The 15,910-nt window shown below is 31.5% G+C and carries 15 protein-coding genes and 2 tRNA genes; 2 read left to right on the forward strand and 15 right to left on the reverse strand.

All coding sequences use genetic code 11. The features are described 5' to 3' along the window. The 14 genes from nuoK to ACTT9C_RS05085 form a co-directional block, all read right to left on the reverse strand. On the reverse strand, positions 1 to 312 hold the full coding sequence (gene nuoK / locus ACTT9C_RS05020; protein WP_440923405.1) for an NADH-quinone oxidoreductase subunit NuoK: 312 nt from the start codon (positions 310 to 312) through the stop codon (positions 1 to 3). After that, on the reverse strand, positions 305 to 940 hold the full coding sequence (locus tag ACTT9C_RS05025) for an NADH-quinone oxidoreductase subunit J (protein ID WP_440923406.1): 636 nt from the start codon (positions 938 to 940) through the stop codon (positions 305 to 307). The genes nuoK and ACTT9C_RS05025 overlap by 8 nt, the downstream gene beginning before the upstream one ends. Before the next feature lie 4 nt (positions 941 to 944). Then, on the reverse strand, positions 945 to 1,430 hold the full coding sequence (gene nuoI, locus ACTT9C_RS05030; RefSeq protein ID WP_440923407.1) for an NADH-quinone oxidoreductase subunit NuoI: 486 nt from the start codon (positions 1,428 to 1,430) through the stop codon (positions 945 to 947). Further along, a complete protein-coding gene (gene nuoH, locus ACTT9C_RS05035; protein WP_440923408.1) occupies positions 1,431 to 2,429 on the reverse strand; it encodes an NADH-quinone oxidoreductase subunit NuoH in 999 nt (332 codons plus the stop codon). 3 nt (positions 2,430 to 2,432) lie between these two features. Further along, entirely contained in the window at positions 2,433 to 4,466 is a 2,034-nt protein-coding gene (gene nuoG, locus ACTT9C_RS05040; protein ID WP_440923409.1) for an NADH-quinone oxidoreductase subunit NuoG, read from the reverse strand. Beyond that, the gene (gene nuoF / locus ACTT9C_RS05045) at positions 4,459 to 5,787 is read right to left on the reverse strand and encodes an NADH-quinone oxidoreductase subunit NuoF (RefSeq protein WP_440923410.1); all 1,329 of its coding nucleotides are present in this window, start codon (positions 5,785 to 5,787) and stop codon (positions 4,459 to 4,461) included. The genes nuoG and nuoF overlap by 8 nt, the downstream gene beginning before the upstream one ends. Next, positions 5,780 to 6,388, reverse strand: coding sequence for an NADH-quinone oxidoreductase subunit NuoE (gene nuoE, locus ACTT9C_RS05050; RefSeq protein ID WP_440923411.1), 609 nt, complete (start codon positions 6,386 to 6,388; stop codon positions 5,780 to 5,782). The genes nuoF and nuoE overlap by 8 nt, the downstream gene beginning before the upstream one ends. Next, positions 6,385 to 7,560: an NADH-quinone oxidoreductase subunit D gene (locus ACTT9C_RS05055; protein ID WP_440923412.1), complete on the reverse strand. Its 1,176-nt coding sequence runs from the start codon at positions 7,558 to 7,560 to the stop codon at positions 6,385 to 6,387. Before ACTT9C_RS05055 ends, nuoE begins: the two co-directional genes overlap by 4 nt. Continuing rightward, positions 7,544 to 8,149, reverse strand: coding sequence for an NADH-quinone oxidoreductase subunit C (locus ACTT9C_RS05060; RefSeq protein WP_440923413.1), 606 nt, complete (start codon positions 8,147 to 8,149; stop codon positions 7,544 to 7,546). The genes ACTT9C_RS05055 and ACTT9C_RS05060 overlap by 17 nt, the downstream gene beginning before the upstream one ends. Before the next feature lies 1 nt (position 8,150). After that, on the reverse strand, positions 8,151 to 8,666 hold the full coding sequence (locus tag ACTT9C_RS05065; RefSeq protein WP_440923414.1) for a NuoB/complex I 20 kDa subunit family protein: 516 nt from the start codon (positions 8,664 to 8,666) through the stop codon (positions 8,151 to 8,153). An 11-nt stretch (positions 8,667 to 8,677) separates the two neighbouring features. Next, complete coding sequence (locus ACTT9C_RS05070; protein ID WP_440918988.1) at positions 8,678 to 9,046, reverse strand: NADH-quinone oxidoreductase subunit A; 369 nt, start codon at positions 9,044 to 9,046, stop codon at positions 8,678 to 8,680. A gap of 105 nt (positions 9,047 to 9,151) precedes the next feature. Next, positions 9,152 to 9,228 (reverse strand) — tRNA-Asp (locus ACTT9C_RS05075). A 14-nt stretch (positions 9,229 to 9,242) separates the two neighbouring features. Next, positions 9,243 to 9,318: transfer RNA gene (locus tag ACTT9C_RS05080), tRNA-Val, on the reverse strand. Positions 9,319 to 9,424: 106 nt separating this feature from the next. Then, positions 9,425 to 10,597: a pyridoxal-phosphate-dependent aminotransferase family protein gene (locus ACTT9C_RS05085; RefSeq protein WP_440923415.1), complete on the reverse strand. Its 1,173-nt coding sequence runs from the start codon at positions 10,595 to 10,597 to the stop codon at positions 9,425 to 9,427. A gap of 45 nt (positions 10,598 to 10,642) precedes the next feature. On the opposite strand from ACTT9C_RS05085, the gene ACTT9C_RS05090 reads away from it, so the two are divergent. Together ACTT9C_RS05090 and ACTT9C_RS05095 are read left to right on the forward strand one after the other, a co-directional pair. Beyond that, the gene (locus ACTT9C_RS05090) at positions 10,643 to 11,797 is read left to right on the forward strand and encodes a mandelate racemase/muconate lactonizing enzyme family protein (protein ID WP_440923416.1); all 1,155 of its coding nucleotides are present in this window, start codon (positions 10,643 to 10,645) and stop codon (positions 11,795 to 11,797) included. A gap of 17 nt (positions 11,798 to 11,814) precedes the next feature. Then, positions 11,815 to 14,718 carry an FAD-binding and (Fe-S)-binding domain-containing protein gene (locus ACTT9C_RS05095; RefSeq protein WP_440923417.1) on the forward strand — a complete coding sequence of 968 codons (2,904 nt, stop codon included), beginning with the start codon at positions 11,815 to 11,817 and terminating at the stop codon, positions 14,716 to 14,718. Here the strand turns inward: ACTT9C_RS05095 and ACTT9C_RS05100 are convergent. Beyond that, on the reverse strand, positions 14,715 to 15,905 hold the full coding sequence (locus ACTT9C_RS05100; RefSeq protein ID WP_440923418.1) for a CaiB/BaiF CoA transferase family protein: 1,191 nt from the start codon (positions 15,903 to 15,905) through the stop codon (positions 14,715 to 14,717). The two genes, ACTT9C_RS05095 and ACTT9C_RS05100, sit on opposite strands and share 4 nt — an antisense overlap. Between the last annotated feature and the right edge of the window lie 5 nt (positions 15,906 to 15,910).

Below are 15,910 nucleotides of genomic sequence, written 5' to 3' on the forward strand. Positions count from 1 at the left end.
TTATCCTTTTAATTTATCTATCTCTTCAACTCTTATAGTTCCCGCATTTCTGTAATAGACTACTATTATTGCAAGACCAATGGCTGCTTCAGCAGCTGCTACAGTTAAAATAAATAATGTAAAAACTTGACCAGTTAAATCACCAAGATAAATAGAAAATGATACTAAATTAATGTTCACAGCTAATAATATCAGCTCTATACTCATCAAAATCACAATAATATTTTTTCTATTAAGGAAGATACCAATCACACCAATACTAAAAATAACCGCTCCTAAAGTAAGATAATGTCCTAAACCTATTTCAGTCATCTATCTTTACTCCTTTATTTGGTTGAACTTCTAAAACTTCGATACCTTCAGACCTTTCTCTAGAAATTTGTTTCAAATAACTTTGTGTTTTTAATCCTTCTCTTCGTCTAAAGGTAAGAACGATCGCACCAATCATTGCAATTAATAATATCATTCCACTAATTTGAAAAATATGAATGTAATCAGTATACAAAACCTGGCCTAATGAGTGTGTATTACTTATTTCATCAGAAATTTGAGAAGTATTCGGATTAGACAATTCAGGTTTATATTTCCAACCGCCTACAACAATAATTAACTCAAAAAAAATAATTGTGCTTATAATTAAACCCACTGGAATGTGGCTAGAAGAAGTTGACTCAGAATTAAACCATTGATTTTTTTGTTGAGCAACATTTAACATCATCACAACGAATAAGAACAAAACAGCTACCGCACCAACATATACAATGAGCATTATCATTCCCAAAAACTCTGCGCCAATCATTATAAAGAGACATGAAATACTAATAAAATCTAATATTAAAAAAAAAACTGAATGCACAGTATTTTTCGAAACTGTTACCATGATGGCTGAAATAACTGCAATAATTGAAAAAACGTAAAAAAATATTGCATGAGCTACCATAAATTTACCTATAAGGATTGTCTGATTTTATATTCGCCGCTAAAATATTTTCCCATCTATCACCATTATCTAAAAGTTTTTCTTTGGTATAATAAAGCTCTTCCCTTGTCTCTGTTGAAAATTCAAAATTTGGACCTTGAACAATTGCATCTACAGGGCATGACTCTTCACATAAACCGCAATAAATACATTTCATCATATCAATATCGTAACGTGTAGTTTTTCTGCTTCCATCAGATCTTTCAGCTGACTCGATTGTAATTGCTTGTGCTGGACAGACTGCTTCACACAACTTACATGCTATACATCTCTCTTCACCATTTGGATATCTTCTAAGTGCATGCTCTCCTCTAAATCTTGGGCTAATTTTTCCTTTTTCAAAAGGATAATTTATTGTTTTTTTTGTTTTAAACATTTCTCTTAAAGCGATTAGTAAGCCAGTTGCAAAATCAACCATGAATATTGTTTTTAAAAATCTTGTAATTTTCATTTAGAGTGATGGTAAAAGGTTAAAATAAAATAAATAACTAGCAGTCAAAACAACATAGGTAAGAGAAAATGGAAGGAATATTTTCCAACCTAATCTCATTAATTGATCATATCTATATCTTGGTACAACTGCTTTAACTAATGCAAATAAAATAAATAAAAGTAATATTTTTAGAATTAACCAAAGAGCTCCTGGAACCAAATTAAATGGATATAAATCAATAGGTGATAGCCAGCCTCCCAGAAATAAAATTGATCCTAAAGCACACATTAATAAAATATTTGCGTACTCTCCCAACCAGAACATTGCATACATCATACCAGAATATTCGGTTTGATATCCAGCAACTAATTCTGCTTCAGCTTCAGGTAAATCAAATGGCGGTCGATTTGTTTCTGCTAAGGCAGAAATAAAAAATATTACAAACATTGGAAATAACGGAATTATGAACCAGATATTTTGTTGAGCTAAAACGATATCACTTAAATTTAATGATCCTACACACAAAAGGACATTGATGATGATTATGCCAATTGAAACTTCATAAGAAACCATTTGCGCTGCAGATCTGATTGACCCTAAAAAAGGATATTTGGAATTGGACGCCCATCCTCCCATGATAATTCCATAAACTCCAAGAGATGAGACAGCAAAAATATATAGAATTCCAACATTTATATTAGCTAAAACCTGATCTTCTCCAAAAGGTATAACTGCCCAAGCTATTAAAGCTAAAGTCATAGTAATAATTGGAGCTAAAATAAAAATAATCTTATTAGAGCTAGCTGGTATTATGATTTCTTTAAAAATATATTTTAGTGCATCAGCTAATGACTGTAATAAACCAAAAGGACCAACAACATTAGGACCTTGTCTTTTTTGAACGAAAGCCCAAACTCTTCTATCTAACCAAACAATCATGGCAACAGAAACTAAAACTGGGACAAGAAGAAAGAGGATTTTATAAACCTCTTCAAAAACTAAATTTATATATTCCATTATTTACCCTTCGGTGCCGGTTCGTTTAACCTCTAATTTAGAATTATAACAATTCAACATTGTTTTTGATGATCGTGCAATTACATTTGAAAAATAGTAATCCTTATATGTTATTTTAAGGATTTCATCCTCAAAATTTATTAAATCTACTTTAGTGTTAGAGAGATTTTCTTGTTTTTCTTTTTTTAAATTTAGATAATTAAACATACTGCTCTCTAATTCTTCTTTATCATTAAAAAGTTTTCTATTATTTATTAATTCGGCAAGATCATTTATAATTTCCCAATCCTCTTTAGCATCACCTGGTGGATATGACGCCTTATAAGCTTTTTGTAATTTGCCTTCTAAATTGGTATAATGACCTGATTGCTCTGTGTAAGCTGCACCTGGCAAAATAATATCTGCTAGTTCTGCGCCATTATCCCCATGGCTACCTATATATATTATAAATTCATTTTTTTTATTAAATTTGAGATTGTCTTGTCCTACTAAAAAAACTAAATCAAATTTATTTTCATTCAGTTTCTTTATTAACTCATTTGATGGATCAATTATATCAAGATCTAAACTCCCAACTGTAGCTGCATCAGAAGGTAAAAAATTTAAAGGACTCCAATCATCAGTAAATTTATTATTATTCAATAAAAAGTTTTTAAATGAACTAAACAAAAATTCTGCTGACTTAGATTTTAAAAACGACTCTCCAAATATTATTAATGGTTTTTGAGCATCAATAATATCTTTTGTAAGTGCATTTTTATTCTCAAAAATATCTTTGATTGTTTGAGTTTTTCCATCAAGGCTTTGATAAGGATAAGTTAGATCACCTACATCATTTAAAGAAACAATTTTAACTTTATTTTTTAGATAAGCTTTTCGAATTCTTGCATTTAGCATTGTTGCTTCAAATCTTGGATTAGTACCAATTAACAGAATAAAATCTGACTCCTCAATACCATTAATCGTTGAATTGAATAAATAGTTTTCTCTTTTAGAGCTATCAATAAACATATCAGATGATCTAGACTCATAATTTTTTGTATCTATAGTTCTCTCTAAGAATTCCTTAAATATGTAACTAGCCTCCATATTTATCAGATCACCCACAAATCCTGCTATTTTATCTTTATCAGTATTTTCGATTTTTGATTTTATAATTTTAAAAACTTCATCCCATGATGCTTTATCAAATTTATTATTATATTTGACATAAGGCGTATCGAGTCTTTGGTTTAATAATCCATCACAAGCATATCTTGTTTTGTCTGATATCCATTCCTCATTTATATCCTCATTGATTACTGGTAGTACTCTTTTTACTTCCCAGTCATATGTGTCTACTCTGATATTTGATCCAACAGCATCCATTACATCAATAGTCTCCGTTTTTTTTAACTCCCAGGGTCTTGCTTCAAATACATAAGGTTTAGACGTTAGGGCTCCTACAGGGCAAAGATCTATTACATTACCTGATAATTCTGACTGTATTGATTTTTCTAAGTATGTTGTGATTTGCATATCTTCACCTCTACCTATTGCACCTAGTTCAGGCACACCAGCAATTTCTGTTGCAAATCTAATGCATCTAGTGCAATGAATACATCTGGTCATTTGGGTCTTAATAAGTGGACCCATGTTTTTATCAGGAACTGCTCTTTTATTCTCTTTAAATCTAGATTTATCAATTCCATAAAACATTGACTGGTCTTGAAGGTCACATTCACCACCTTGGTCACAAACAGGACAATCCAAAGGATGATTTGCTAATAAAAATTCCATTACACCCTTTCTAGATTTTTCTATTTTGGGAGTATTTGTTTTTATAACCATACCCTCAGCAGCAGGCATTGCACAAGAGGCTATAGGTTTTGGAGATTTTTCCATCTCAACAAGACACATTCTGCAATTTCCAGCAATTGATAATTTTTCATGATAACAAAATCTTGGAATTTCGACTCCAACTTTTTCACAAGCTTGTAGGACAGTCAAACCCTCCTCGACTTCAACTTCTATATCGTTTACTTTTAATTTAAGCATTCTTATCTAACAAGTGTTGATCTACCAAGTAAGGAATATTTTGAGTTTCTTTTACAATCGGATCAAAATTATTTCTTTTTTTAATTTCATCTTTAAAATGTCTTAACAAACCTTGAACAGGCCAAGATGATCCCTCTCCAAATGCACATATTGTGTGACCTTCAATTTGTTTAGTTACATCGCCCAGCATTTCAATTTCATCTTTTGAAGCCTCTCCTTTTGCCATTCTTTCGAGCATTCTCCACATCCAACCTGAACCCTCTCTACAAGGTGTGCATTGACCACAACTTTCATGCTTATAGAATCTAGCAATTCTTGCCATACATTTAATTATGTCTTGATCTTTATTTATTACGACTACTCCTGCTGTACCTAGCCCACTCTTTTCGGCAACTAAAGAGTCAAAATCCATAGTTAGTGTTTCACACTTTTCTTTAGGAATAAGTGGCATTGAAGATCCTCCAGGTATAACGGCTTGTAGATTGTCCCAACCACCTACGACACCCCCTGCATGAACTTCAATTAATTCTTTCAAAGGTATGTTCATTTCCTCTTCAACATTACATGGATTATTTACATTTCCAGAAATACAAAATATTTTAGTTCCAGTATTTTTCTCTCTACCCAAAGAAGCAAACCATTTACCACCTCTTCTTAGAATTGTTGGAACCACAGCTATAGTCTCAACATTGTTAATTATTGTTGGACACCCATACAAACCAATTAAAGCTGGGAAAGGTGGTTTTAATCTTGGTTGACCTTTGTTACCCTCAATGCTCTCGAGTAATGCTGTCTCTTCTCCACAGATATAAGCTCCTGCACCGTAATGTATATAAATATCTAAATTCCATCCAGTTCCAGCTGCATTTTTTCCAATTAATTTTTTTTCATAAGCCTCGTCAATTGCAGCTTGAAGCTTTTGTCCATCAACAAAATACTCGCCTCTTATATATATATAACAAACATGTGCTTGAATTGCATATGAAGCTATTAAACAACCCTCAATGAGCTTATGTGGTTCAAACCTTAAGATATCTCTATCTTTACACGTGCCTGGCTCAGACTCGTCACCATTAATAACAAGGTAGTGAGGTCTAGATCCAACTTCTTTTGGTGCAAATGACCACTTAAGACCTGTAGGAAAACCTGCTCCCCCTCTTCCTCTTAATTGAGAATCTTTGATTTCATTTATGATCCAATCTCTACCTTTTTCAGTAATTTCTTTTGTATTTACCCAATCACCTCTTTTTTGAGCTGAAGTTAAATCTGAACCCAAATCGTTATATAAATTTTGAAAAATTCTATCTTGATCCTTAAGCATTTTTTAATTCCATTAATGTTTTTCTTCCATTTTCTGGTTCATTGTTTATGCGTCCTCTGTATGAACCTGGTTTAGGTTTTTCATCTTTTAAAATTTTATCTAAAATTTCTAAAGTTTTTTCTTTGTCTAAATCTTCATAATAATCATCATTAATTTGCATCATTGGAGCAGTGACACATGCACCTAAACACTCTACTTCCATCCATGAACAATTTTTATCTGATAATAATTCAGACTCATTTTCAGATATTTTTTCTTTGCAGGCCTCAACTAATTTACCAGCTCCCCTTATCATACAAGGTGTCGTAGTACAAACTTGAATGAAATATTTTCCAACTGGCGATAAATTAAACATACTATAAAAAGTTGCTACTTCATAAACTTTTATGTAAGGCATATCTAAAAGTTTAGCTATATATTTCATAGCAACTAAAGGTATCCAATTATTATTTTGCTTTTGGGCTATATATAACAATGCCATGACTGCACTTTGTTGTTTTCCCTTAGGATATTTTGAAATAATTTTATTGGCTGCTTCTAAAGAGGATGAATTAAATTCAAAGTTCTCTGGTTGATCTTTGGCTGGTCTCTTTAAACTCATCTATCGACCTCACCAAAGACTATATCTAAAGAACCAAGTACTGCAGGAACATCGGCCAGCATATGTCCTTTAATTAAATAATCCATCGATTGTAAATGTGAAAACCCAGGCGCTCTAATCTTACATTTATAAGGTTTGCTTGATCCATCTGATATTAAATAAACTCCAAATTCTCCTTTAGGAGCTTCAACTGCTGTATAAATTTCATCTTTAGGTACACGATATCCTTCAGTAAATAATTTAAAGTGATGTATCAAAGCTTCCATTGATTGTTTAATATCTTTTTTTGATGGAGGTGTTATTTTCCCGTCAAAAGTTTTGATTGGCCCTTTTTGCATTTTTGATAAACATTGTTTGATTATTTTGACACTTTCTTTCATTTCTTCAATTCTGCATAAATATCTGTCGTAACAATCTCCATTTTTTCCTACAGGAATTTTAAATTCTAGTTGATTATAACAATCGTAAGGTTGTGATTTCCTTAAATCCCATGGAACACCAGAACCCCTAATCATAACACCACTAAAAGAATAATCGAGGGCGTCTTCTTTTGTAACAACACCAATATCAACATTTCTTTGCTTGAATATTCTATTGTCAGTCAATAAGTTTTCTAAATCATTAATTATTTTTGGAAAAGTTTCGCAGAATTTTCCAATATCTGTTTCTAAACCTGCTGGTAAATCTTGATGCACACCACCTGCTCTAAAATAATTTGCATGTAATCTTGATCCAGATGCTCTTTCATAAAAAGTCATTAAAGTTTCTCTTTCTTCAAAACCCCATAAAGATGGTGTTAAAGCTCCAACATCTAATGCTTGTGTTGTAACATTCAAAATATGACTTAAAATTCTTCCAATTTCACAAAACATCACTCTTATAAATTGGGCTCTAATTGGAACATCAATGTCTAAAATTTTTTCAACAGCCAAAGCAAAAGCATGTTCCTGATTCATCGGAGCTACATAATCTAGTCGATCAAAATATGGAACTGCTTGCATATATGTTTTGTTTTCTATTAATTTTTCAGTACCACGGTGTAGTAAGCCAATATGTGGATCTGCTTTTTCAACAACTTCACCATCTAATTCTAATATAAGTCTAAGAACTCCATGAGCTGCTGGATGTTGAGGTCCAAAATTTAAGTTTAGATTTTTAATTTTTTTTGTCATTACTATTAGTTAATTCTTTAATATATTTTGTGCCCTCCCACGGACTTTCATAATCAAAGTTTCTATAATTCTGTTCCAGTTTTACAGGTTCATTTACTACTTTTTTTTGATCCTCACTATATCTAACTTCGGTGTGACCAGTTAAAGGAAAATCTTTTCTTAATGGATGACCCTCAAAACCATAATCTGTTAAAATTCTTCTTAAGTCAGGATGATCTTTGAAACTCACTCCATACATGTCAAAAACTTCTCTTTCCATCCAGTTAGCAGATGGAAAAATTGGTGTTAATGATGCAATAACTTCATTTTCACTTATATTGTAACTTAAGATCATTCTCTGATTAAACTCATGACTTAAAAATAGATATACAATTTTAAATCTTTTGGACCTTTCAGGATAATCAACAACTGTAATGTCTATAAGTTGTCTAAATTTTGTATCTTTATTAGTTTTAACAAACAAAACTACATCAATTAAATCTTCACTATCTATCTCAAGATAAATTTGATTATGTTTGATTTCAGAAGTATTTATTTTGGTGCCGAGCTCTGAATTAATCTTTTTTTCTAAATCAATTAAGTTATTCATATTATCTACTAATGGATCCTTTATTTCTTATTTTTTTTTGTAATTGCATGATTCCATATAATAAAGCCTCTGCAGAAGGAGGACATCCAGGAACATAAATATCAACTGGAACAATACGATCACAACCTCTCACAACTGAATAAGAATAGTGATAATATCCACCACCATTAGCACAACTTCCCATTGATATAACATATCTTGGTTCAGGCATTTGATCGTAAACTTTTCTAAGAGCTGGTGCCATTTTGTTTGTTAAAGTGCCAGCAACTATCATTACATCAGATTGTCTCGGTGACCCACGGGGTGCAGCACCAAATCTTTCTAAATCATATCTCGGCATTGCAGTTTGCATCATTTCAACTGCACAACAAGCAAGGCCAAAAGTCATCCAGTGTAATGATCCTGACCTTGACCAGTTAATTAAATTATCTAATGATGTAGTAATAAAACCATTCTTACTAAAATCTTCAGCAAGTTGTTTAAATTCTTTCGGAACTTGATCTATCTTATTATTCATTTAAAAAAATTTTATTCCCAGTCTAAAGCGCCTTTTTTCCATTCATAAATAAATCCAATAGTAAGTATGAATAAAAAAATCATCATTGAGGTAAAACCTAAAATTCCAATATTTCCTAAAGAAATTGCCCACGGAAATAAAAATGCTATTTCAAGATCAAAAATTATAAAAAGTATAGCAACCAAATAAAAACGAACATCAAATTCCATTCTAGAGTCCTGAAATGGTTCAAATCCACATTCATAAGCTGATAACTTTTCTGGATCTGGATTTTTTGGAGATAGAATAAAATTAATTACTATAAATGCACAGCTCAATCCTAATGCAATAATTAGGAACAATATTATAGGTAAATAATCCTTTAAAAATTCCGCAGTCATGGAAAATATATATCATTTTTTATAGCTAGATGAAGTGGTGTTAGGTCACATTATTCAAAATATACAGCGTATTTGATAGTGATTATCAGTAGTAAACTTACAAAGTGGCGGGAGTGAAGGGACTCGAACCCTCGACCTATCGCGTGACAGGCGATCGCTCTAACCAACTGAGCTACACCCCCACTTTTGATTCTTTTGGTGGGCAGTAAAGGACTCGAACCTTTGACCCCCTCGGTGTAAACGAGATGCTCTACCAACTGAGCTAACCGCCCTAAACCAAAACAGAGTGATTTATATCTTTTGGGAAAATAACGTCAAGTTCTATTACTATTGAAAAACTGGCTTAAAAATTATTTTATTAATAAATTTTTTTTAAAGTTAACAAAGATAGTCAAGTGCTTTAAGTATTCCACCTTTTTTATAGGGAATTTTGGATTTCATTAATCCCATTTCAACACCAGCTAAAGTTCCAGCTAACATCAATTCGTTAAAATCTCCTAAATGTCCGATTCTAAAAATTTTACCTGCAACTTTTGCTAAACCTGTTCCTAAAGACATGTTGTAATGATCTAAAATTATTTTTCTTAATGAATCCGCATCATGTCCATCTGGGACCATCACGGCTGTTAAAGAATCAGAATATTCCTCTGGATTTTTACAAAGTATTTCTAAACCCCAAGCTTTTACGGCGACTCTAGTAGCTTCTGCAAATCTTTTATGTCTAGTAAATACATTTTCTAAACCTTCTTCAGTCAACATGTTAATTGCTTCATCTAATCCATACAATAAATTTGTTGCTGGTGTATATGGAAAATAACCTTTTTTATTATTTTCTAGCATTGGTTTCCAATCCCAATATGATTTTGGTAAATCAGAAACTTCATAAGCTTTTAACGCTTTTGAACTTATTGCATTAAAGGAAAGTCCCGGAGGTAATAATAATCCTTTTTGAGATCCACCAACTGTAACATCAACTTTCCATTCTTCGTGTCTATAATCTATAGATCCCAATGAGGAAATTGTGTCAACAAATAATAAAGCAGGATGTTCTGCATTGTCCATTGCTTTTCTTATTTTTCCAATTCTACTTGTAACTCCTGTAGATGTTTCGTTATGAACTGCACAGACTGCTTTAATTTTTTTCTCTTTATCTTCTTTCAATTTTTGTTCAACAATGTTTGGGTCAACACCTGTTCTCCAGTCACCTTTAACAAAGTCAATCTCTAATTTAAATTTTTCTGCAATATCATACCAAAGTGTAGAAAAGTGTCCTGTTTCAAACATTAAAATTTTATCACCTGCACTTAAAGTATTTACAATTGCAGCTTCCCAAGCACCTGTGCCTGAAGCAGGAAATATTATTACAGGCTCTGAAGTTTTAAAAATTAGTTTTATTCTATCTAAAACTCTTAGGCCAAGCTCTGCAAAATCTGGACCTCTATGGTCTATAGTTGGATAATCCATCGCTCTTAATACTCTATCAGGAACATTAGTTGGACCTGGAATTTGTAAGAAATGTCTACCTGGTCTTATATTGTTTGAAATTGCCATTCTGCTGTATATGCTAAAGAAATTATATAATCAAACTTATAATGTATGACAAATAGTAATAATTTAATCGAAACTTTAGAAGTTTATGTTTTAAACAACCCTGATGAAGTTAGTCCTCACTGGGTAAGCCATTTTATAGTTCCAACAGCAAATGAACTACTAATTAAGATTAAAACTAAAGATGGTAATTCTGGTTTTGGTCTTGCAACAAGTTACACAGATATCAAACCAATTATCAAACCTTTCTCGAATGGATTACAGGATTTAATAGTTGGGGAAGATCCTTTTAGTCCAGAAAAATTATATGAAAAAATTTTTAAGTTAACTGATACACGTCAAAGCAATGAAAAAGGTTGGGGCAGAGAAGCTTTGATTAGAATTTCTGCTGCTTTAGATATTGCATGCTGGGATTTAATAGGTAAAGCCTCAAAAATTCCACTATATAAGTTGTTTGGAGGTTACAGAAATAAAATTCCTGTCTATGTAACATGTGCTTATTATAGAGATGGTAAAAATGAAAAAGAACTTAGAGAGGAATTACAAAAATTAATCAAAATTGGCCATCAAAGCTTTAAAGTTAAAGTAGGTGGATTAACTATTAAAGAAGATGCAAAAAGATTAGAAATAATTAGACAAGAAATTGGTGACAATAAAGATCTAATGATTGATGTTAATAGAGCATGGGACTTAAAAACAGCTATTGAAGGAGTTAAAGAATTTGAGAGATTTAATCCAACTTGGATAGAAGAGCCTGTGAGATGGGAAGATGATAGAAGAAATTTAAAACTTTTATCACAACAAACAAAAATTCCTTTATCAGGTGGAGAAAGTGAAATTACGATTTATGGATGTAGATCCATGGTGGAAGAAAATGCAATTCAAATTCTACAATTTGATTGCACAATGTTTGGTGGTTTTACAAATGGTAAAAAACTGTCTGCATTATGTGAATTAAATCATTTGGATATAGCACCACATCATGATTGTTATATTCATGCTCCTTTAGTTGCGTCGTCGCCATCAGGAAGAATAGTCGAGTCATTTGATGATGAAAGAGATCCTCTACAAGCTGAATTATTTGAAAATCACCATAAAATGAGTAATGGATGGATACATCTAAATGAAAATCCAGGTTTAGGATTAGAAATTTCAGAAACCGCGTTAAAAAAGTTCGGTAAACTAGTTTACAAAAATAAATAAACCTTTAATTAAGTTTTATGCGGTTTAGTTCAAATCAAATACAAAAAATAGGAAAAGAAATTAGTAATAAAGTTGATGGAAAAACTTTATTTGATGAATTTTCTCGAGGTCGATACAGCACTGATGCATCAGTTTATCAAATTAAGCCTCTAGGTGTAGTTCTTCCAAAGGATACAAATGATGTTTTAAACTTAATGGAATACTCTCAAAAGAATTCTATTCCTCTACTAGCCAGAGGTGGTGGAAGTTCCCAGTGTGGTCAAACTGTAGGTGAAAGTGTAGTTCTTGATTACTCAAAACACCAAAATAAAATATTAGAGCTCAACGTAGAGGAAAAATATGTATGGGTTCAGCCTGGTGTTGTATTAGATCATTTAAATTCATTTTTAAAGCCACATGGTTTATGGTTTCCTGTAGATGTATCTACAAGCAGTAGAGCAACTATCGGGGGGATGTCGGCAAATAATTCATGTGGGTCAAGATCTTTGTATTATGGAAATATGGTTCATAACGTACTAGCTATTGAAGCAATTTTAGATGATGGTTCATTACATACTTTCGATCAAATAAATAAAAACTATTTAGCAACAACTAATAACCAAGATCGTTTTTATAAAATAATTGATAAATTTTTACATTTAAGACAAAAAGTTAGTAAAGATATCGATGAAAATTGGCCAACCACTCAAAGAAGAGTTGGTGGTTACAATATCGATTTGATTGATCCAAATGGATTTAATTCATCAAATTTATTAGTTGGCTCTGAGGGAACATTGTCACTTTTTAATAGAATAAAATTAAAATTATCTGAAATTCCTAAGAATAAAATTTTAGGTGTTTGTTACTTTGATAACTTTCATCAAGCCATGGAATTAACAAAAGAAATTGTAAAATTAAAACCAACTTGCGTTGAGTTAATGGATCAGAATTTGTTAAATCTAGCTAAAGAGATACCAATGTATGCGGGTGGTATAAAGAAATATATAAAAGGTAATCCAGAGGCTGTTTTAATGGTTGAATTTATAGATACAGAGCAAAATGTTTATGAAAAAAAGATAAAAGACCTTGAATATTTAGTTCTTAATCAAAATAAAAAAAATCAATTCTCCTTTTTTACAAACTTATCAGAGCAAAAAGAAGTTTTTGAAATTAGAAAAGCTGGATTAAATATTTTAATGTCAATGAAGGGAGATAAAAAACCAGTGGCATTTATTGAGGATTGCGCAGTTTCTTTAGATCACTTAGCAGAATACACATCAAGATTAAATGAAATATTTAAAAAATATGATACAAATGGAATGTTTTATGCTCATGCATCGGTTGGAACCCTTCACGTAAGACCAGTTTTAAATATGAAATCTGACCAAGATATTAAAAACATGAGATCTATATCTGAGGAAGCTTTTGAAATGGTTAAGAATTATAAAGGTTCTCATTCTGGTGAACACGGAGATGGAATAGTTAGGTCAGAATTCCACGAAATGATGTTTGGAAAAAATATCACAAATGCGTTCGAAGAAATTAAAGATACATTCGATAATAAAAATTTATTAAATCCAGGTAAAATTGTAAGACCTTTTAAATCAAATGATAGATCGTTGATGAGATATAAATCAGATTATCAAACAGAGAATATAAGTACTCATTATGATTGGTCTAATTGGGGTCAATTTCCGGATGCTATTGAAATGTGTAATAACAACGGCGCATGCAGAAAATTAGATTCAGGAGTAATGTGTCCTTCATACAGGGTAACAAAAGAAGAAAAAGATTTAGTTAGAGGAAGAGCAAATACATTAAGACTCGCACTTTCTAATCAATTACCAGAGGGGTCTTTTGCATCTAAAGAAATGTATGAAACAATGGAACTTTGTGTGAGCTGTAAAGCTTGTCAAAGAGAATGTCCAATGTCTGTGGATATGGCTAAGATGAAAAGTGAATTTCTCTCTCATTATTACAGAAAATTTAGTATGAGAATTAAAGATAAAATTATCTCTGATATGCCAAAGCTAATTTGGTTATATAAAATCATGAATCCAATAATTAATAAGATTAAAAATTTTCCAGTTATTTCAAACATTATTAAAAAATTTGGTTTTGCAACTGAAAGAAGCCTGCCTGAAGTTCAAAATCAAAAGGCTTTAAAAGAGATATATAACAATCAAGAAATTTCAGAAAATAAAGTAATTTTATTTGCAGATACATTTAATATCAATTTTGAGAATGAAAATTTGGTCTATACAATTAAAGTATTAAATAAATTTGGTTATCAAGCAGTAATCCCAAGTTTTGGTAGTGATAAACTTGATAGACCACTCTGTTGTGGAAGAACTTATATATCATATGGTCAACTAGATAAGGCCGCTGAGGAATTGAATAGATTTAATGATTATATTATAAAAAATAACTACTTTGAATTACCAATAGTAGGTATTGAACCTTCCTGTTTGCTTACTTTTAATGACGAATATCAATCCCTTAAAGGCATAAAAAATAGAGATAAAATAAAAAACAGATTTTATTTATTAGAGGAATTTATTTTAGAACAAATTAAAAAAGATAAGAATGTTAAATCAAATAGTTTTAGTCAAAATGTTTTAATTCATGGACATTGTCATCAAAAATCTCAAGATAGAATGAAAGGACTTAAAGATCTTTTATCTGAGCTAAATATAAATAATAAAATGATAGATTCTAGTTGTTGTGGGATGGCAGGTTCTTTTGGCTATGATAGTAAAACTTATGAAACTTCAAAAAAAATGGCCCATCTATCTTTAATACCTGCAATCAATAGTAGTGACGAAAATGATTTTATAGTAGCAAATGGTACAAGCTGTAGACACCAAATATCTGATTTATCAGAAAAAAAAGGGAAGCACGTCTCTGAATTACTATTTAAGATTTTCGAGACTGTAAATTAAAGAATTATTTTTTTGTTATAAAAATCATCTATCTCTTCATCTTTATAACCAAAATTTTGCATTATTTCTCTTGTATGCTCACCTAAATCTGGTGCACCTTTAGATTTTTCGGTTTTGCTTTTCGAAAATTTGATTGGCATTCCAACAGCTTTGCTTGGACCAGCTTTTTTATTATTTACCTCAATAATCATCTCTCTTTCAATAGTTTGAGGGTCTTTAAACATGTCGGTTATCGAATTTATAGGACCACATGGTAAACCATTTTCATCAAATATTTTTAACCATTCTTGAGAAGGTTTTTTGATAAATTCATTATTAAGTATTTCTACAAGTTCATTTAAATTTTCTTTTCTACTTGAATTAGTTGAAAATTTTTCATCCTCATTAAGATCTTGACGATTGATTGCCTTTAATAACATAAGCCATGTATTCTGATTTGATGCACCAATAGTAATCCATTTGTCTTTTGTTTTAAAAGCTTGATAAGGTGCAGTTAAAGGATGAGCTGATCCAAGAGGGCCAGGAGATACACCGGTTGCACCAGCGATTGCAGATTGCCAGTAGGTATGAACTATTCCTGCCTCATACAAAGATGTATCAACTTTTTGACCCTCACCAGTTTTATCTCTATGAATTAAAGCAGCTAAAATACCGCTTGCAGCAAGTAATCCTGCGGTGATATCTGTAAGAGGTGCTCCTACTTTCATTGGTGGTTTATTTTTATCTTCACCAGTTATACTCATTAAACCACTCATGCCTTGTGCTACTAAATCAAATCCTCCTTTATTTGCATAGGGACCTGTTCTACCATATCCTGAAATTTCACATAAAATAATTTTAGGGTTAATTTTTGACATCGTATCATAACCAATACCCAGTTTTTCTAATGTTCCTTTTCTAAAATTTTCTAAAACTACATCAGAATTTTTTATCATTGTCTTAAAAATTTCAACTCCCTTTTTGTCTTTCAAATTTAAAGCAATACCTTTTTTATTTCTATTCATCATTAAGTAAGCTGCTGATATTCCATTGACGTCAGGGGGAAGGAAATTTCTAGTATCATCACCTCCTGGAGTTTTTTCTATTTTAATAACTTCAGCCCCAAGATCTGCCAATAACAACCCGCACGTAGGACCAGCCATTATTTGAGCCATCTCTAAAACTCGAATACCTTTTAATGATGCCATTTATT

Origin of the sequence: Candidatus Pelagibacter sp. (genome assembly GCF_052049575.1) — a bacterium.
In the GTDB taxonomy this organism is placed as follows: domain Bacteria; phylum Pseudomonadota; class Alphaproteobacteria; order Pelagibacterales; family Pelagibacteraceae; genus Pelagibacter.